We start from the raw sequence: 20037 nt of genomic DNA, 5'->3' as shown, positions 1-20037 counted from the left end.
TAATAACACTAATGTAAAACTTTATTTTCAAAAGTTCATCAATAAGAGTAATATTTATAAAAAACATACCTGATCAACGATACAAATCCTGCTATCCTGTGAACTTTTTTACTCATTCATTTTTGCGTTTGATATATATCAAACGAATAAAGCACAATTGTGTTCCTTTCGTTTGATAATTGCGTTTCTTTCATTTGATAATAATCAAACGGATGTTTATTCAGTATATACAATATTTTAATACGGTAACTCCGATTAAAACGATTCCGATTGGCACAGAACGTCCGTTTTTAGTATCTTTGCACACTCATTCGAAATTTAATAGATATTCAAAATATGATAACAGTAAACAATCTGGACGTACAGTTCGGCAAGCGCATCCTTTTTCAGGATGTAAATATGAAGTTTACACCGGGCAACTGCTACGGTATTATCGGTGCCAACGGTGCCGGAAAATCAACATTCCTTCGTGTAATCAGCAAACAACTCGACCCGACTCGCGGTTCAGTGAGCTTAGGTCCGGGAGAACGTCTTTCGGTTTTGAGCCAGGACCACTTTGCTTTTGACGAATATACGGTAATGGATACTGTATTGATGGGGCATACCACTTTATGGGATGTGATGAGCGAAAAGAATGCGCTTTACGAAAAACCTGATTTTAGCGATGCCGACGGTATCCGCGTATCGGAACTGGAAGAAAAGTTCGCAGAGATGGAGGGATGGAATGCAGAAAGTGATGCTGCCAGCCTGTTGAGCGGCCTGGGTATCAGCGAAGAATATCACTACAGCATGATGAAAGACCTGAGCGGTAAGCAAAAGGTACGTATTCTACTTGCCCGCGCCTTGTTCGGCCAGCCGGATAACCTGCTGCTGGATGAGCCGACCAACGACCTCGACCTGGAAACGGTCAGCTGGCTGGAAAACTACCTGTCCAACTCGGAACACACCATCCTGGTAGTAAGTCACGACCGTCACTTCCTGGATTCCGTTTGTACACATACGGTAGATATCGACTTCGGTAAACTGCAGATGTTTGCCGGTAACTATAGTTTCTGGTACGAATCAAGCCAGTTGGCACTCCGCCAGCAGCAGAACCAGAACAAGAAGGCTGAAGAAAAGAAAAAGGAGCTGGAAGAATTCATCCGTCGTTTCAGTGCCAACGTGGCTAAGTCTAAGCAGACCACCAGCCGCAAGAAGATGTTGGAGAAACTGAATATTGAAGAGATCAAGCCGTCTTCACGCCGTTATCCGGGTATCATCTTCACCCCGAACCGTGAACCGGGCAACCAGATACTGGAAGTGAAGGGACTGACCAAGAGGATCGAAGGAAAAGTGTTATTCAAGGATCTGAACTTCAATGTCGAGAAAGAAGATAAAGTGGTATTCATCAGCCGCGACCCGCGTGCCATGACAGCCCTGTTCCAGATCATCAACGGCGAAGAGAAAGCGGATGAAGGTACTTATCAGTGGGGACAAACCATTACGACAAGTTATCTTCCGCTGGATAATGCCAAATATTTCGCATCCGATTATAATCTGATCGACTGGTTAAGCCAGTTCTCACCGGACACGAACGATGTGTTCCTGAAAGGTTTCCTGGGTCGTATGTTGTTCTCAGGTGAAGAACTGCTGAAGAAAGTGAGTGTATTGTCCGGAGGTGAAAAGATGCGTTGCATGATCTCCCGTATGATGCTTACGGATGCCAACTGCCTGATCCTGGATACACCGACCAACCATCTCGACCTGGAATCGATCCAGGCTTTCAATAATACGTTGCAGCAATTCAGAGGAAACATCATTTTCTCCAGCCATGACCATGAGTTCATCCAGACTGTAGCAAACCGTATTATTGAACTGACTCCGAACGGCATCATCGACAGGATGATGGATTATGATGATTATATCACTGATCCTGTTGTTGCCGAACTGCGCGAAAAGTTATATACCGCTTCATGAAAAAACGGTTATTATTTCTTCTGACAGTATTTTTCTGCTGGCTTCCGATCCTTGCGATTCAGAAGCCAGTCTTTATGTTATATCACCATGCCTTAGCGAACGAATGTTCGCTAATCGATTACCTTAAGGTAATTACCCATGGTTTATTGCTTGACTGTACGGTTTCAGGATATCTGACAGTAATTCCTTTACTCTGTATATTGGTTTCCGTCTGGTTACCGGGCACATTCTATCAGAAGCTCATCAAAGGATACTTCCTGGCTACAGGGCTTCTGGTCGCTGCAATCTTTGCTGTCGATGTGGCACTTTACGGATATTGGGGATTCCGGCTGGATGCCACCCTGTTCTTTTACCTGCAATCGCCGGCAGATGCGATGGCAAGCGTTCCTATCGGAACTTTTTTTCTGCAGTTCCTACTATTTCTTATCTATGCTTATGGTATATACTGGGTGTTCAAACGGTTTGTCGTGCCTTTATTCCCCACTACTCCTGCTCATAACAGGCTAGGCGGAACGATCGTCATTCTTTTGTTGGGCGGTATACTGTTCATTCCTATCCGGGGAGGCGTAACGACTTCCACAGCCAATGTCGGGATGGTTTATTTCAGTAAGAACCAATTTCTGAATCATTCGGCTATCAATCCGGCCTTCAGCTTGCTTGCGTCGTTAAGCAAGCAACAGGACTTCGCCGCCCAGTTCGATTTTTTCCCTGAAGAAGAAAGAAAGGAGCGTTATGCAGCGCTGACCGCCCATAACAACCTTCCGATGAACGATGCCGATACGGAAAAGCTGCTGACAACAGACCGCCCCAACATTCTGATCATCCTGATGGAAAGTTTTACGGCAAATGTAATCGAAGCTGTAGGCGGAGAGGCCGGCATCACCCCTAACCTCAACAGACTGAGCCGGGAAGGGGTCACATTTACGAATATGTATGCCAACTCTTTCCGCACCGACCGGGGAATAGTGGCCGTGCTGAACGGTTATCTGGCACAGCCGACAACATCTATTATGAAGTATCCGGCCAAAAGTCAGACACTCCCTTCCATCGCCAAAAGTCTGGGTGAACAGGGATATACGGCTGATATGCTTTATGGCGGAGATATCAACTTCACGAATATGCAAAGTTATTTCTTCAGTTCCGGATATAGCCAAATAACAGCCGACCGGGATTTTCCGCTCTCCAGCCGTTTAAGTAAATGGGGGGCAAACGACGATATAACCTTTACTCACCTATACGAATCGATCAAGGATCGGGATGAAAAAGCACCCTGGCTCAGTACTTTCCTGACATTAAGCAGCCATGAGCCTTTCGAAGTGCCCTACCATCACCTGGAGGATCCGTATCTCAACTCCGTAGCTTTCACGGATAGCTGTATCGGTAGTTTCGTCGACAAACTGAAAGAATTGCCTGTCTGGAAAAATACATTGATCGTATTGGTATCCGACCACGGCTACCGCTATCCTTCCTCGTTAACAGACTATGAACCCCGTCGTTTCCATATCCCGATGATCTGGCTGGGCGGTGCCGTCAAAGAACCGGCTGTCATCGAAACGTATGCCAATCAGACAGACCTGGCGGCTACCTTACTTAGCCAGCTGGGCCTACCGCACGACCAATTCATATTCAGCCGTGACATACTGGCCCCCGGGTATCCGGAATATTCTTTCTATACATTCACGAACGGATTCGGATTCATCGACAGCACAGGCGTTTCTGTATATGACAACGAAAGCAACAAACCGCTGATCGAAAATCCGGCAGCCGGCAGTGAAGAACGCCTGAATAGAGGAAAGGTGTTGTTACAAACATTATACGACGATTTGGGTAACCGATAATAGCTGAAAGACTACTTTGAAACAGCTGTTCCTTATATCCGGTACAGTCGCTTCAAAGTAGTCTTTTTATATCATTCCGTTATTCCTTATTATTTTTCTTCCTTCGAATTATCTTCCGCCACTTTCTTTTCATAAGCACTACGCAGACAGATCGTGACATAACCGAAGATCAAACCGATCGTACAATAGATCATCTCTGTCAAAGCAGCCGTACAGAAGGTTGCATTCGGCACATAATTCATAAAAGCAAAGAAGGCGCCTGCCCCGATAAACAACGCCGGAACCAGAGACAACCATTCGCTACGCTCGCAGAAAATAGCACAGAAAGCGATCACACCAACCGCAACAGGAACAGCAAAGAACCCTAAGGCCGGAGTCATCGCACCACCGAGAAGCATAATAACGATAGAAGCCGCAATACCGATCGCATACGCAATAAAGGCTTTTATCCCTCCCCTCACCGTACAACCGGCCAAGAAGTAAACAGCCCATGACTGAAAGGATATCCAGCTAAATCCTACATTTCCTTCAGGAGGTACCGAGGTATACAATAACTGATCTAACGCCTGGATCAGGCATGCAAGAACTCCGATAATCACCGGGATCAAAACAAACTTTTTTAGTGTCATGTGGTAAAAGATTTAAATGAGTAATTAGATATAGAATATAAGTGATTTTGTACCTCTCGCGGTAAATATATTAATTAAACAAATAGAATACAAGACCGGACACGATGATAACTCCCTGTTATTGTGCAAAATATAATAATACTATCAACCCACTTCTCCTACCTCAAAGTCTAAGAATTAACAGTTGCACAAAATAAAAATGGCCGATCTGAATAGACCGGCCACCTTAAATATTTGTTCTAAATATTTCCTAAAAGACTTTATTTCGCATAACTTACGGCACGTGTTTCGCGGATAACCGTGATTTTCACCTGTCCCGGATAAGTCATTTCGTCCTGGATCTTCTTAGCAATTTCGTTTGACAGATTTTCTGTATCCTTGTCGTCGATCTTATCTGCTCCAACAATTACGCGAAGCTCACGACCAGCCTGGATAGCATAAGTCTTCACAACGCCCGGATAAGACAAAGCTAATTGTTCGAGATCATTCAATCGTTTGATATAAGCCTCGACGATCTCACGACGGGCACCCGGACGGGCACCTGAGATAGCATCACAAACCTGAACGATCGGAGCCAGCAGGGTCTGCATCTCGATCTCATCGTGGTGGGCACCTACCGCATTACAAATATCCGGTTTTTCCTTATATTTCTCGCAAAGCTTCATACCCAGGATTGCGTGCGGCAATTCCGGTTCATCATCAGGCACTTTACCAATATCATGCAGTAAGCCGGCACGTTTTGCTTTCTTCGGGTTCAGTCCCAGCTCGGAAGCCATCACAGCACAAAGATTGGCTGTTTCACGGGCATGCTGCAACAGGTTCTGACCATAAGAAGAACGATATTTCATCTTACCGATCATACGGATCAGCTCAGGATGCAATCCATGAACCCCCAGGTCGATCACGGTACGTTTACCGGTTTCAACCACCTCGTCTTCCACCTGCTTTTTCACCTTAGTTACCACCTCTTCGATACGGGCCGGGTGGATACGTCCGTCCTGTACCAATTGGTGCAATGCCAGACGGGCTATTTCACGGCGAACCGGATCAAATCCGGAAAGTACGATTGCTTCAGGAGTATCGTCCACAACGATCTCGATACCGGTAGCAGCTTCCAGGGCTCGGATATTACGACCTTCACGACCGATGATACGACCTTTGATCTCATCCGATTCGATATGGAACACAGTGATAGAGTTTTCAATCGCCGTTTCAGTTGCTACACGCTGGATAGACTGGATAACGATCTTCTTTGCTTCTTTATTAGCAGTCATCTTCGCTTCTTCCATGATCTCATTGATATAAGAAGTAGCTTCCGATTTGGCTTCGTCTTTCAACGATTCGATCAGGCGTTCTTTTGCTTCATCGGCAGAAAGACCGGAAAGAGCTTCCAACTGCTCGATCTCTCTCTGGTGAAGTTTTTCCAGATCCTGTTTTTTACGATCTACCAGTTCCAGCTGGTTAGCCAGATTTTCCTTTACAGCATCTATTTCACAGTTTTTACGCTGCAAATCTTCCTGACGCTGATTCAGGGTCAGTTCACGTTGTTTCAGTTTACCTTCGGCCGACTGGATCTTTGCGTTCCTTGCCGATACTTGTTTTTCCAGATCCGCTTTCAGATGAAGGAATTTTTCCTTTACTTCCAGCAATTTATTCTTCTTGATCACTTCCGCTTCCTTCTCAGCTTCCCTCAGTACGGAATCGTACCTCGATTTCAGAAGAAAACGCATGCTCAACCACGTCAACAGCCCCCCTATCAGGAGAGCCACAATTGATGATATGATTATATACACAGCCATTTTACTTATAGTTTAAATTCATTTATATATAAAAACAAAAAAAGCACTACAATACACGATTCACCGTGCAGAGCAGTGCGGAAACTCTTCTTACAATTATTATATAATTACTTATCCTTCAAATACTTCTCCAACTCACCCGTGAGTTCTTGTATCTTATCTGTAATAGGACTTGTATCGTTTTTATCTTCCAATTGCAAATTACTCATAGACAATTGAAAAGCAACCATGGCTAACAAATCTTTTACATCCACATCGGATTTAGCAAAATATTGCCGATACTGGTTGATCTTATTACGTATTTGCTTGGCAGCATCCCGCGCAAGCTGTTCTTCACCCCGATCAATCCAGAGGCCGTAACTCTTTTCGGCTATTTCTAAATGTATAAGAAATTTATCGTCCATCGCTTCTATTCGTTTAATAGTGCAATGCACTTGTCTACTTCCCGCACTAACTTCGATAAGCGCATCCTTGCACTTTTCATTTCCCCTTCATTTACAGAAACTACTCTTGCTGTCAACAGCTTATCGCATTTGGTATTCAACTCTTCAATCGTTTTTATTGCCTGCTTCAATTCTGTTTCCTTATGGTTCAAAACAGTTGTGAGCTCGTTGATCTTATGGTTTTGCTTATTACATAATTCCATTAAATCACGAACCCTTACCTCAAATACAGCCAACAGTCTCTTTTGATCTTCGGTCATTTCACACCAAATTCTATACAAAAGTAAAATTTAGAATTGAATTAAGCAACAGTCAGTCCGTTTTTTTAAACCGAAAACGTATAGACACACAAAAGGCCGTCCAAATACTATCCGAACAGCCCTCCTTTACCTAGTATCGGTTACGTGATTAAATCAGCGCAACAAATAATTCACCTTCAATCTCTTCGAAAGACAACTTTCCTTCTTTTGCTAACCAACCAAACGCAGCATACATGTCTTTTTCTGCTTTGATCTTAGTTGCTTTCTTTACTGCCTTTACACTCATTTTTCCGCCTTCGTTCAATACTGTCCAAACGAGGCCGGCGTTTGTTCCAATCAATTCGATCATTTTCTTTTTCGTTTTGTTAATTCGTTAACGGGGGCAAATTTAGAGATTAATCGATTAAAACAAAAGGAAATAGATGTTTTTTAGCATAAAACCGGGTGTTTTTGAGGTTTATAAACATAATTAACACGTTTATAACAATATTTTCACTCTACTTTCAGGCGTAATTTCCTCTATTTCGAAGTTTGTTGCTGAAACATATCGGCTTAAAAGATCGACGCCATAGGAGACGGCCTCCCGTAAACCATTCTCTCCCGAGTATCCGTTTATAATCATTAACAGCTTTCCCGTGTGTATGTCGATCTTGGTCCGCTCCTCATCGCTGGTCGGAGTTCCAACGCCTCCCTGGTTATCGCGATATACCGGAAGACCGGCTATATTTAATTCGCCACGACCTATTCCATGATAAAGTTCTCCTTCCTGGCCGACTCCCAGCACGAGGTTACCATCTATTTTACCGGCATCGAACCCACCGATGGAATAACCGCTCCGGATGGATAAAAGATTAATTATATCGACTAACGTATCTATTTTATACAAGGGCAATTCACGAAGGATACGTCTGCGAAGCGCTTCCGCTGAAGGACGGTACCGATTCGGGTCTTTTCCCAGGCGTTTATAAGCCTGCCGGGTTGCCCGGATAGGAGGGAATTTATTTATCTCTTCCAGTTTACAGGAACAACGGACAAGGGTTTCCACTTCCGTGATCTCTTTCCACAACTGTTCGTCTGATGCTGTATTTACCACGTCGCATTGCACAACAGCAATATGCAGCTCCGGACACGCCTTCGCTATTTCTTCCGAGATAGAAACATGTATCATATAGTATTACTCTTTAATTAGTATACCGGACAGGATGCGTCCGCTTTTAATACCCAACCGACGGGCTGAGAAAAAATCGTTATCATGCAGATAAGTACAGATGCCGGAAACCTCGATACCATCCTCCGGTAATCCGGATTGAAGCAGTTGGATACGGTTCGCTTCCCAAAGGTCGATATGAGCTTTGCCGGTCAGTGAGTTTCGCGTCATTATACGATTCATATCCACCCCGGTTGCCCGAAAGGCACCGACAACTTCCTCTCCCACCTCAAAAGCCTCCCGGCCGATCGACGGTGCAATACCGGCCATCATCTGTAAAGGATCGCAGGCATACCGATCCACCATACAACCGATTGTTTTAGCAACGATCTGCTTTACCGTTCCCCGCCATCCCGCATGGATAGCGGCCACCACCTTTTTATCCGGTGCATAAACCAGGACAGGGACACAATCTGCTGTAGAAACAGCCACACAAATTCCCGGAATATCGGTTACCAAGGCATCTTTACCGTTCATCTCATCCTTCTGCCCTGTCTCCGTAAGAGAAAGGAAATCAGTATCGATATACCCTATTTCCGCCTCATGCACCTGGAAAGGGGCAAAAATCTTTTCGGGAGAAATCCCAACCGCATCCGCAAGGAGCTGACGATTCATCCGGACAGCAACCGGATCATCTCCGCTATACTCTCCCGGATTCAGTGCTGCATAATTCCCTTTGCTCACGCCACCGTGACGGGTCGTTATAAAATGAGAAATGTTGCATTCCCCACTTAATCCGGAGAATTGCAACATTTCGACTGTATTACTTTTCAGTTTCTTCATCTTCGTCGTCCCACTCGTATTCCTCATACTCTTCATCCGGATCATCCTCATCCACAGGAAAGACGAAATCATCGTCGTCATCATCCAGCGGAATAGAATTTACGTCGATATTCTGATGAACGATATTCTCGACCTGGTGGAAGGTTTCCTTATTCAACTCCTTCCATAGCAAGTCTTTCAATTCTGTAATGCCTTGCTGGGTGATAGAGGAGATAAACACATGCGGAACACCTTCCGGTAGTTCCTCCGACAACGCTTCGATCAGTTCGTCATCCAGCATATCGCTCTTGGTGATAGCCAGTACACGGCTCTTACCAAGCAGTTCCGGATTGTATTTTACCAATTCGTTATGAAGGATCTCATATTCTTTCTTTATATCGTCGGAATCTGCCGGGATCATAAAGAGAAGCAGGGAATTTCGTTCGATATGACGAAGGAAACGAAGTCCGAGGCCCTTACCTTCACTCGCCCCTTCGATAATACCGGGAATATCCGCCATGACGAACGAACGGTGATCGCGATAGCTCACGATACCCAGATTCGGTTCGAGGGTAGTAAACGGATAATTGGCGATCTTCGGTTTAGCAGCCGATACGACAGAGAGTAACGTTGACTTTCCTGCATTCGGAAAACCTACCAGACCTACGTCGGCAAGTAACTTCAACTGCAGGATCACCTTGCGCTCCTGAGCCGGTTCGCCCGGTTGAGCATAACGGGGAGCCTGGTTGGTAGACGTTTTGAAATGCCAGTTGCCTTGTCCGCCGCGTCCGCCTTTCAGCAACATGACTTCCTGTCCGTCTTCGGTAACGTCACAGATATATTCGCCGGTTTCGGCATCATATACCACGGTTCCGCAAGGCACTTCGATCACCCGATCTTCACCGTCTTTTCCGAAGCTACGTTTAGCACTTCCGCCTTCGCCGTTCGTCGCCATGATATGACGTTCGAACTTCAGGTGCAGGAGTGTCCAGTAATTCCGGTTACCACGAAGATATACATGGCCTCCTCTCCCCCCGTCGCCTCCGTCGGGACCTCCTTTCGGAATATATTTCTCACGACGAAAGTGAGAAGACCCTCTTCCGCCCTTTCCCGAGCGGCAATAGATCTTTACGTAATCTACAAAGTTTGATTCAGCCATTTTCTTATTTCTTTCTTATTTTACTTTATTTACTGCTTCTTTGATACGGCCGAAGATTTCTTCTACTGTACCCATACCGTGAATACCAACATGTTTGCCTTCGCCAACATAATAGTCTGCCAACGGAGCCGTCTGGTTGTGGTAAACTTCCAGTCTCGATTTGATCGTTTCCAGGTTATCGTCAGAGCGTCCTGATACTTTGCCGCGTTCCAGCAGACGATTGATCAGTTCTTCTTCTTCCACCTGCAGGTTCAACATAACAGATACATCCGTACCCCGTTTGTTCAGCATCTCTTTCAGTGCCTTTGCCTGCGGAATAGTACGAGGGAAACCATCGAAGATAACACCCTTAGAACCAGCCTTGCTATCCAATACCTTTGCCAGCATATCGACAATCAGTTCATCCGGTACAAGCTGACCTTTTTCAATATAATCTTTTGCGATCTTACCAAGTTCTGTTTCACCTTTCATTTCAGCACGCAACACATCACCTGTTGAAATGTGATCCAAACCATACTCTTTAATGATCAACTCGCTCTGTGTTCCCTTTCCAGATCCGGGAGCACCAAAAATAACAACGTTCAACATAATATTGTTTCTTAGTTTTATATAAATATACTTTTCAGTTGACAGTTGACAAGTGACAGTTGACAATTATTTCGGTCTTCGACCGATTGATTACTAGCAACCATCTGTCAACTGTCAACTGTCACTTGTCAACTATTACCTTATATATATCCCGGTAGGCACGTCCCATCTCGTCATAGTCAAGTCCGTAGCCTACAATAAAATCGCTGGGGATCCGGATGCCCACATAGTCTGGCTTCAAATCGCATTTCAGAGAATCCGGTTTGAATAACATGGTTGCCAGCCTGACATCGGCTGCACCGTCATTCCTTAACTTATCCATCACGAACTGCATGGTGTAGCCGGTATCGATAATATCTTCCAGCAGGATCAGGGTGCGTCCCTTCACATCGGCCTGCACCGGCATAATCTCACGAACAACTCCTGTGGTATTAAGACCCCGGTAGGATGAATAACGGGCAAATGTAATTTCATAGTGCGTATCCATCTGCCTCATCAGTTCGGCAGTAAACATAAACGCACCGTTCAATACCCCTACGAACAGGGGATTGCTGTCTCCCACATCCGCCTTGATCTGTTCAGCCATCTTCGCAATGGCCTCCTTGATCTCCTTCTCCGGGATAAACAGTTCAAATTCTTTGTCTTTTAATCGGATCTTATCCATATACCGTTTATTTTTCGAGGGAGCAAAGGTACAACATTTTCATCGAAGCACAAACAGGTAGGAATGAATACAGAAGCAATATTATGTGTTATTTATAGCTTTCCGTCAGGATATTTCCATCCATCATGCGGATCAGCCGTCCCGCCATCCGGGCATTTTCTTCCGAGTGAGTTACCATGACAACGGTCGAACCTTCCTTGTTTAATTCGAGAAGCAGGTTCATCACCTCGCTGCCGTTCACGGAATCCAGGTTTCCGGTCGGTTCATCCGCGAGGATTATCTGGGGATTCGTAACAATGGCACGGGCAATAGCCACACGTTGCTGCTGGCCACCGGATAATTGTTGTGGATAATGTTCCGTACGATGGGCAATCTGCATCCGGTCGAGCGCAGCGTTTACCCTCGTCATCCGTTCTTTTGCCGGAACCCCGGCATACAATAAGGGAAGCTCCACATTCTCAAACACGGTCAGTTCATCTATCAGGTTGAAACTCTGAAAGACAAACCCCAGATTACCATTCCGCAAGTCGGTACGGTTATTCTCCGTATAGCGGGAAACTTCCTGGTCCATAAACCATAACTCGCCGGAAGTCGGGTTATCCAATAACCCCAACAGATTCAGCAAGGTAGATTTGCCACAGCCGGAAGGTCCCATGATTGCCAGGAACTCACCTTGGTTTATTTCCAGATTGATGCCATTAAGGGCTGTCGTCTCAACACTCTCCGTACGAAACACTTTCGTTAAATTTACTGCTTTTATCATGATCTTTCTATTATTATTCTTATTGTTTTATTCATATCGTAACGATTCCACCGGGTTCCGGGAAGCGGCACGCCAGGTTTGCACGACTACTGTCAAGACAGTAATCAACAAAATGATCAACCCCGATACAGGGAAGAGCCACCAGCTGATCGTCGTCTGATAAGCGAAGTTACTCAGCCAGCGAACCATCAGGAGATAACCGAGCGGACAGGCTACCAGAAAGGCAACTCCTACCCAAAGTATATACTCCCGGCAAAACATCCGTACGATCCGGTCGGAATGTGCCCCGTTCACTTTACGGACCCCGATCTCTTTCGTCCGTTGTGCAGTGGCAAGGGCAACCAACCCTAACACGCCCATCATAGCAACAACGATAGCCAGTACCGTAAACACCAGGAACATTTCCCCCAGTTGTTGTTCATGGGCATAGTTCCGGTTGAGGGCATCCGAGAAGAAACGGTAAGAGAAAACATTGTCCGGACGCATCTCTTCATATTTTTCTTTCAGGAACTTCAAAGTCTCCATCCTATTCTCCGGAGCTATCTTGATGTACAACGTATTCAATAATTGGCGGGAATAATACAGGTAAGCAGGCTTCACCTTCTCTCGCAGCGGCTGGAAATGAAAATCTTTTACCACGCCGACAATCCGCGAAGTCTCTCCGAACCATCCGTTATTCTGAACGACCATGCCGATCGGATCTTTCACATTCATCATCTTCCAGGCCGTTTCATTGATCACGACAGGCGATTCCTTACTATATGTTCCGTCCATATAAGCATTCTTATCGGCACCGAACACCTCGCCTTTGAGCAATGTCAACCCTAAAGTCCCCATAAAGTTACCGTCACCTACTACGCCGACCAGCTTCAACGAATCCACCTGTCCGTTGTCATGCTGCCAGCTGAAGACTGTTTCTTCCGTTTTATGTCCGCGGAGGTAATTCGAGAGTTCCACACCGCCTGCCACATGCTTGACATTCGGGTTCTTCATGACTTCCTGCCGGTAATCGTCTATGCCCAGACCGCCGAAGTAAGACATCAGCTCGAACTCTCCGCAATTGACGACTATCATCTCTTCCCTATCGAATCCCAAATCCGCATTTTGCAGGTAATGAAGTTGTTTGAATACAACCGAAGTGGAGAAAAGCATCGTTATGGCTATAATAAACTGTACGCAAACAAGTCCTTTGATCAGCATCCCTTTCTTACCGGTAGCCTTTCCACCTTTGAAAGCAAGCAACGGATTGAACGACGACATATAAAAGGCGGGGAAAGCACCCGACAGGCAACCGATCCCTATGATCCCGAACAGGATAAACAACAAAGTCTGCCAGTTGAACTGCAAAACAATATCCTTCGCGACAAACACATTGAAGAAAGGCAACAGCAACTCCGTCAGTGCCAGCGCCAGGACCAGCGAAAGAAAAGCCTGCACCAGACTTTCCGACAGGAACTGCACGATCAGCATTTTACGTTTCGCCCCTGTCACTTTCCGGACACCGATCTCTTTATAACGCAGGGATGCACGTGCCGTCGACAAAGTAGTAAAGTTGAATGCTCCCATAAATATGATCAGCAATGCCAGGGCTGTGAACAACCAGATCTGTGACATACTTCCATAGTTGCTGACTTCCGGGTCTTTAAACCAGGTATGCAGGTGAATATCATTTAGCGGCTGGAACTCCAGCGACAACCCGCCTTCCTGTCTGTCCTGCCAGGCACGGCTCATCGCTTGCCGGTCGGCATCCGAAAGAACAGTACCTTTCTTCAACTGGACATATACATTTGTCCCTTCCACATAATCCCAGCTCATCGGCTCAAAATAAGCCTGCTCACTCAGTAACACTTCAAACTGAATATGGCTTTTACGAGGTACATCCAACACGGCAGCCACCTTATAGCGGTTGAGCTGTCCCAGGAATTGGCAGGTTACTTCTCTCCCGACAGCCGTCGACTGTCCGAACAGCTTTTGTGCAGCCGACTTAGCCAGCACGATTTGCTGCGGGTCTTTCTTCATCAGATTCGGATCGCCGGCAAGGACCGGAAAACTGAATACATCAAAGAAAGTAGTATCCACATACGTATATTTTGCTTCGATCAGGTCAGCTCCCGAATGGAGGTTCAACGTACCGAAGTTAAGCATAAAGGTCGCGTTCTCCACCTGTGGAAAATCCTCCCGGAAGGTTTTACTTAACGGAGCCACCGTATAGACAGATTCTTTTACTTGTCCGCCTTCATCCCGGTTCACGGCAATCACACGGTAGACAGAGTCGCCGTTTTTATGGAAATCCTCGAATGTCAGTTCATCCACAATCCAGAGGTAAATCAGGAAAGCGGCCGTCATCCCCAATACAAAGCCCAGCATATTGATGGATGAGAACAGAAAACTTCTCTTTATCAACCGAAAGGCTACTTTTACATAATGTTTCAACATATCGTTATCGTTTGTTTGTTCTTTTATTCATATCGTAAAGATTCTACCGGATTCCGGGAGGCGGCACGCCAGGTCTGGGCCATGACGGTCAACAAGGTTATCAGGAGTATAATGCCGCCTGCCAATGGGAAAAGCCACCAGCTGATCGTGGTCTGGTAAGCAAAGTTGCTCAACCATTTCAGCATGAAGAGGTAACCAAGCGGACAGGAGATCACAAAAGCAACCCCCACCCAAATCAGGTATTCACGGCAGAACATCTTCACGATCCGGTCGGAATGTGCCCCATTCACCTTGCGGACACCTATTTCTTTTGTCCGCTGCACCGTAGAAAGAGCCACCAGTCCGAATACTCCCATCATGGCAACGATAATCGCCAATACGGTAAAGATCAGGAACATCTGGCTTTGTTGCTGCTCGCGGGCATAATTCTCATTTAATACATCTGTCAGGAAACGGTAATTGAAAAGCATATCCGGACGTGCTTCTTCATATTCCTTTTTCAGGAACTCCAACGTCTCGGTCTGGTTCTCTGCCGAGATCCGGATATACATATAATTAAACAACTGAACCGTATAATAGAAGAATGCCGGTTTTATCTTTTCCCGTAGCGGCTGGAAGTTAAAGTCTTTCACAACACCTACGACCCTGGAATTACGGATACCGATCCCGCCGCCCGTCAGCAACATACCGACCGGGTTCTCGACCTTCAGCATCTTCCAGGCCGTTTCATTGATAACGATCGGCGATTCCTTTGCATAGGAACCATCCCAGTAATGGTCGGGATTCGCTCCGAAAGTTTCCCCTTTCAGCAAGGTCAGTCCCAAAGCTGGAATAAAGTCGCTGTCTCCGACCATTCCGACCATCTTTACCGAGTCTGTTTTTCCATTCTCGTCTTCCCAGCTGAACATACTTTGTTCAAAGCCATATCCCTGCAGGTAGTTTGTGATCTCCACCCCCAACGCAACGCTCTTGACATACGGATTTTTAAGTATCTCTTGTTTAAATCCATCTGCTCCCCGGCGCCAGTCTACAACATCCACCTCGATCAGATACTCTTTGTTCAACCCCAGATCGGCGTTCTTCAGATAATGGAGTTGCTTGAATATGACAGTCGTACAAATAATCATGGTTATTGCGATCACGAACTGTACACAAACCAGTCCCTTGATCAATGTACCCTTCTTACCGGTCACCTGCCCTCCTTTGAAAGCCAGCAACGGACTGAACGACGACATATAGAAAGCGGGGAAAGCCCCGGCCAGACAACCTACGCCGACGATACCGAACAACACAAACAAGAAAGTCTGCCAATTGAGCTGCAAAGTAATATCCTTTCCGACAAATAGATTGAAAAAAGGTAATAGCAATTCCGTCAGTGCCAATGCCAGCAGCAACGAGATAAAAGCCTGCACCAGACTTTCCGACAGGAACTGCATGATCAGCTTTTTCTTTTTTGCCCCGGTCACCTTCCGGACACCGATTTCTTTTGAACGCAGGGAAGCACGAGCCGTCGACAACGTCATAAAGTTAAACGCCCCCATAAAGACAATCAAGATAGCCAACACCGCAAAGAGGTAAATCTGTTGAATATTTCCGTGGTTGAACACATCGTTGGGTTCTTTGAAAGGTGTATGCAGATGAATATCTTTCAACGGCTGGAACGCCAGGGGCTTCCCCCATTGCGAATGTTTCATCCAGAGATCACGCATGGCCAACCGGTCTGCATCCGTCAATGCATTCCCTTTTCTCAGTTGGATAAAGACGTGCATTCTTTCTGAAAAGCCCCAGACTTCATCTTCTATTCCCGCCCATTTATAAGCATCCCAGCTGCCCAGCACCTCAAACTGAATATGGCTTTTGCGCGGAACTTTCAGGACGGCTGCCACCTTATAATATTTTTTACTGTTTTTACACTCGACTTCTTTTCCTATAGCCGATGTCTTACCGAACAGTTTCCCGGCTATCGCTTCCGACAGCACGATCTGTTGCGGATCTTTCTTCAGCAGGGACGGGTCGCCTGCCACAACAGGGAAAGTGAATACATCAAAGAAGGTCGTATCGACAAATGCATAGTTAACATCGATAGCCACCTCTTTTGTACGAATGTCATATTTCCCACCGTACTTTATAAAGGTCGCATTTTCCACCTTCGGAAATTCTTTCCGGAATGTTTCACTAAGCGGAGTAACGGTAGAAGGCACCTGACCGTTTGAGGTTTGCTCTTCCCGGATCACCCGGTAGATAGATTCGCCGTTCTTATTAAAATCCTCAAATGTCAGTTCATCCACGATCCATAAGTAAATAAGGAAAGCGGCAGTCATCCCCAACACAAAACCGAATATGTTGATGGAGGAAAACAGAAAACTCCGTTTAACCTGGCGGATAGCCACTTTGATGTAATGTTTAAACATGGTTATTTCTTTTATGATAGTCAATGTTATACCGTTCTGTCTGTCGATACCTGGCTAACTATATCCAATATCTATGCCATTTTCATAACGTATTAAAAATTAAATATATAAATATAGCAGAGAATATAACAACCGTACGATATCGTACACTTTCCATACGATTCCGAACGGTTCATCACCAACAACTAATCCCAAACGCAGGGACTTTCAATTCTTTTCTAAGAAAGAACTAACAGGATAGTTGCCATAATTGGCACATTGGCATATTAACAAATTGGCAAATTATTAATCGTCTATCCGGAAATTTTACCTAAGTTTGGGGCACTCTATAACACACGAAGAACAAATATCATGGCAGTACGACAAGGCAAAATATTAGTGATCGATGATAACGAAGACATTCTCTTTACATTGAAAATGTTACTTCGTCCTCTGGCTGAAAGCGTTACGACCAGTACTAATCCGAAGGAGATCAACCGGCTCGTGTCGACCACCAAATACAACGTGATCCTGCTCGATATGAACTTCACGGCCGATGCCGTCAGCGGGAAAGAAGGCTTTTACTGGCTGGAACGCATCCGCGAAATATCACCCGAGACTGTCGTTATCCTGATTACCGCCTATTCGGATACGGAAAAGGCTGTCCGTGCCATCAAAGCAGGCGCCACCGACTTTATTCCGAAGCCCTGGCAGAATGAAAAAATGCTGGCAACTATCTCGTCCGCCCTTGAACTCAGCCTGCGCCGCGGTGAGGTACAAACCCTGAAAGAGCAAAAATCGGTGCTCACCACTGCAGAGCCTAAAGTTGAGGTGATCGGCGAATCTCCCGTGATGGAGCAGATATTCAGGACACTGGATAAACTGAAACATGCCGATGCCAATATCCTGCTTCAGGGCGAGAACGGGACGGGGAAAGACCTGATCGCCTACACGCTCCACCAGCAATCGCCACGTAACCAGGAGGCATTCGTAGCTATCGACCTGGGAAGCATCCCGCACAACCTGTTTGAAAGCGAACTGTTCGGGTACGAAAAAGGGGCCTTTACCGATGCAGGTAAAAGCAAATCGGGACGTTTCGAGATCGCATCCGGCGGCACGCTTTTCCTGAATGAGATCGGAAACCTGCCGCTTATGCTTCAATCGAAGCTGCTCACGGTGATCGAACAACAGAAGATAAACCGCCTGGGATCGACCAAAGAGACGCCTATCGACGTCCGGCTGATCTGCGCGACCAATACCGACCTGCATGCGGCAGTAAACGACGGCAATTTCCGTCAGGACCTGCTTTACCGGATCAATACGATCGAGCTGTTCATCCCTCCTCTGCGCGAAAGGGGAAACGATGTCTCCCTCCTCGCCGATCATTTCCTGAAACGCTACAGCCTGAAATACAAGAAAGAGATCGACGGCTTCTCACGGGAAGCACGCCAGCTCCTCAAGCAATACCACTGGCCGGGCAACGTCCGCGAACTACAGCATGTCATCGAACGGGCGGTCATCCTTTCCGACCAGAAGAAACTGCAATATGATGACTTCATGCTCCGCACCCCTGTTGCCAGTTACCGGGAGAAAGAGGAGAAATTCAATCTGGAAGAACTGGAGAAGAATACGATACAAGAGGCGTTGCTACATTGCTCGGGTAACCTGACACAGGCCGCCGACCTGTTGGGTATTACGCGTACATCTTTATATAGGCGACTGGAAAAATACGGCTTATGAAACAGTACTCGAAAAAGGCCATCGCTTCGATCCTGTTAGTACTGCTCACCAGTCTGGTTTGCGCATTTCTGGTGGCGGGAAAGTTCTACATCTCTGCGGGGATCGCCGGGATCGCTCTTCTGATCGAAGCCTGGTATCTGCTCCGGCAGATGGAACGGAGCGACCGACTGTTCCGCCAGTTTGTCTGGTCGGTACGTTATTCCGACTTTCTGGCTTCCGGGAAAACACCCAGAGAGAACTCGGAAGCTCTTCCCCGTGAGTTGACCGAAGCGATGGAGGATGCCTTACTTTATTATAAAAAACATCTGCAACAGAAAGAAAGCCAACTGCAATACTTCCAGGCATTGGCCAACCATATCGACCTTTCCGTCTTCGTTTATTCTTCCGAAACGGCACAGATCGAATGGATGAACCAGGCTGCCAAGATACAAACCGGATTGAATTTTGCCGAAACAATCGACGATCTGGCAGCTTATCACCCGGAACTTCCTGCCCGGCTGCGTATTTTGCATCCCGGCGAACTCTCCATCCTGCAAGTCCGCCGGCAGGAGGATTATTCGCAACTGATACTCTCTTCCATGTCATTCGTGGTATTGAACAAGCCGCTTACAGTCGTCAGCATGAAGAATATCCGTTCCGTACTGGAAAACAAGGAGACCGAAGCATGGCAGAAACTGATCCGGGTACTGACACACGAGATCATGAATTCAATGACTCCTATCGTCTCCCTCTCCGAACTGCTGAAAAACAAGCAGGCTTCGGAGGAGATCAGCGAAGAGGACCGGGAGGAGATGAACCAGGCGATCAATACTATTTTCCGGAGAAGCAGCGGCCTGGTCCGTTTTGTAGAGAATTACCGGAAGGTGACGGGCATCCCTACTCCGGTTCCCGAAATCATTCCGGTAGACAGCCTGCTTAACAGCGTCGTCCTCTTGTTCAGGGAAGAAACAGATACGATAAGGATACTTCCTTCCTCATCGCATTTACAGGTCATTGCAGACAAGACGCTGATCGAGCAAATACTTATCAACCTGATAAAAAATGCGCTGGACGCAACAATAGATTGCCCGGACCCGTTGATAGAGTTGTCGGCAGGGATCAATGCAGAGGGGAAAACCTTTATCCAGGTCAAAGATAACGGGACAGGCATTCCGGCAGATGTCCAGGAGCGCATCTTCATCCCATTTTTTACCACCAAACCTGTCGGCTCCGGCATCGGGCTGAGTGTTTCCAGGCAAATCATGTATATGCACAAAGGGAGCCTGACCGTTATTTCGGAAGCGGGAAAAGGTAGCCGTTTTCTGCTGACTTTCGCCTGAAAAACAGGAATAGTTTCATTGTTAGAAAGAAGTGAACCTATCTGAGCATAAGTCTCAGTCATCAATAAGACATACTTAGTTACA

General features: G+C 46.2%; 17 protein-coding genes. 4 read left to right on the top strand and 13 right to left on the bottom strand.

Annotation, left to right across the window (positions count from 1 at the left end; genetic code table 11):
- Positions 1-336 precede the first annotated feature (336 nt).
- Together IEY67_RS18410 and IEY67_RS18405 are read left to right on the top strand one after the other, a co-directional pair.
- Positions 337-1956 (top strand): ABC-F family ATP-binding cassette domain-containing protein, encoded by a 1620-nt coding sequence (locus IEY67_RS18410; RefSeq protein WP_122353863.1) that lies wholly within the window; start codon positions 337-339, stop codon positions 1954-1956.
- Positions 1953-3794 carry an LTA synthase family protein gene (locus IEY67_RS18405; RefSeq protein WP_183670883.1) on the top strand — a complete coding sequence of 614 codons (1842 nt, stop codon included), beginning with the start codon at positions 1953-1955 and terminating at the stop codon, positions 3792-3794. The genes IEY67_RS18410 and IEY67_RS18405 overlap by 4 nt, the downstream gene beginning before the upstream one ends.
- Positions 3795-3883: 89 nt before the next feature.
- On the opposite strand, the gene IEY67_RS18400 is transcribed toward IEY67_RS18405, so the two are convergent.
- The 13 genes from IEY67_RS18400 to IEY67_RS18340 all read right to left on the bottom strand — a co-directional run bounded on the left by IEY67_RS18400 (position 3884) and on the right by IEY67_RS18340 (position 16915).
- On the bottom strand, positions 3884-4423 hold the full coding sequence (locus tag IEY67_RS18400; protein WP_183670885.1) for a DUF1097 domain-containing protein: 540 nt from the start codon (positions 4421-4423) through the stop codon (positions 3884-3886).
- Positions 4424-4683: 260 nt separating this feature from the next.
- Entirely contained in the window at positions 4684-6222 is a 1539-nt protein-coding gene (gene rny / locus IEY67_RS18395; RefSeq protein ID WP_122353866.1) for a ribonuclease Y, read from the bottom strand.
- A 107-nt stretch (positions 6223-6329) separates the two neighbouring features.
- Complete coding sequence (locus IEY67_RS18390; protein ID WP_122353867.1) at positions 6330-6626, bottom strand: cell division protein ZapA; 297 nt, start codon at positions 6624-6626, stop codon at positions 6330-6332.
- Between the two features lie 5 nt (positions 6627-6631).
- Entirely contained in the window at positions 6632-6925 is a 294-nt protein-coding gene (locus IEY67_RS18385; protein WP_122374003.1) for a coiled-coil domain-containing protein, read from the bottom strand.
- A 148-nt stretch (positions 6926-7073) separates the two neighbouring features.
- Complete coding sequence (locus tag IEY67_RS18380; protein ID WP_007659033.1) at positions 7074-7274, bottom strand: winged helix-turn-helix domain-containing protein; 201 nt, start codon at positions 7272-7274, stop codon at positions 7074-7076.
- Positions 7275-7403: 129 nt separating this feature from the next.
- Complete coding sequence (locus tag IEY67_RS18375; protein WP_183670887.1) at positions 7404-8093, bottom strand: B3/B4 domain-containing protein; 690 nt, start codon at positions 8091-8093, stop codon at positions 7404-7406.
- Between the two features lie 6 nt (positions 8094-8099).
- Complete coding sequence (gene pgeF / locus IEY67_RS18370) at positions 8100-8951, bottom strand: peptidoglycan editing factor PgeF (protein WP_183670889.1); 852 nt, start codon at positions 8949-8951, stop codon at positions 8100-8102.
- On the bottom strand, positions 8896-10053 hold the full coding sequence (gene obgE / locus IEY67_RS18365) for a GTPase ObgE (protein ID WP_122353871.1): 1158 nt from the start codon (positions 10051-10053) through the stop codon (positions 8896-8898). The genes pgeF and obgE overlap by 56 nt, the downstream gene beginning before the upstream one ends.
- A 15-nt stretch (positions 10054-10068) precedes the next feature.
- Positions 10069-10641 carry an adenylate kinase gene (locus IEY67_RS18360; RefSeq protein WP_122353872.1) on the bottom strand — a complete coding sequence of 191 codons (573 nt, stop codon included), beginning with the start codon at positions 10639-10641 and terminating at the stop codon, positions 10069-10071.
- Between the two features lie 121 nt (positions 10642-10762).
- Positions 10763-11305 carry a hypoxanthine phosphoribosyltransferase gene (hpt, locus tag IEY67_RS18355; RefSeq protein WP_122374000.1) on the bottom strand — a complete coding sequence of 181 codons (543 nt, stop codon included), beginning with the start codon at positions 11303-11305 and terminating at the stop codon, positions 10763-10765.
- A gap of 88 nt (positions 11306-11393) precedes the next feature.
- Positions 11394-12068: an ABC transporter ATP-binding protein gene (locus IEY67_RS18350; protein WP_122373999.1), complete on the bottom strand. Its 675-nt coding sequence runs from the start codon at positions 12066-12068 to the stop codon at positions 11394-11396.
- A 27-nt stretch (positions 12069-12095) separates the two neighbouring features.
- Complete coding sequence (locus tag IEY67_RS18345) at positions 12096-14504, bottom strand: ABC transporter permease (RefSeq protein ID WP_183670891.1); 2409 nt, start codon at positions 14502-14504, stop codon at positions 12096-12098.
- A 23-nt stretch (positions 14505-14527) separates the two neighbouring features.
- Positions 14528-16915 (bottom strand): ABC transporter permease, encoded by a 2388-nt coding sequence (locus tag IEY67_RS18340; RefSeq protein WP_183670893.1) that lies wholly within the window; start codon positions 16913-16915, stop codon positions 14528-14530.
- Positions 16916-17266: 351 nt separating this feature from the next.
- Here IEY67_RS18340 and IEY67_RS18335 point away from each other — a divergent pair, with 351 nt between their 5' ends.
- Both IEY67_RS18335 and IEY67_RS18330 read left to right on the top strand, forming a co-directional pair.
- On the top strand, positions 17267-18634 hold the full coding sequence (locus IEY67_RS18335) for a sigma-54-dependent transcriptional regulator (protein WP_183670895.1): 1368 nt from the start codon (positions 17267-17269) through the stop codon (positions 18632-18634).
- Positions 18631-19953 (top strand): sensor histidine kinase, encoded by a 1323-nt coding sequence (locus IEY67_RS18330; RefSeq protein ID WP_183670897.1) that lies wholly within the window; start codon positions 18631-18633, stop codon positions 19951-19953. Before IEY67_RS18335 ends, IEY67_RS18330 begins: the two co-directional genes overlap by 4 nt.
- Positions 19954-20037: the final 84 nt, after the last annotated feature.

It is taken from the genome of Parabacteroides faecis (assembly GCF_014647375.1).
GTDB lineage: Bacteria > Bacteroidota > Bacteroidia > Bacteroidales > Tannerellaceae > Parabacteroides > Parabacteroides faecis.
The sequence above is the reverse complement of the archived record's forward strand: the minus strand, read 5'-3'. Positions and strand labels throughout refer to the sequence as shown.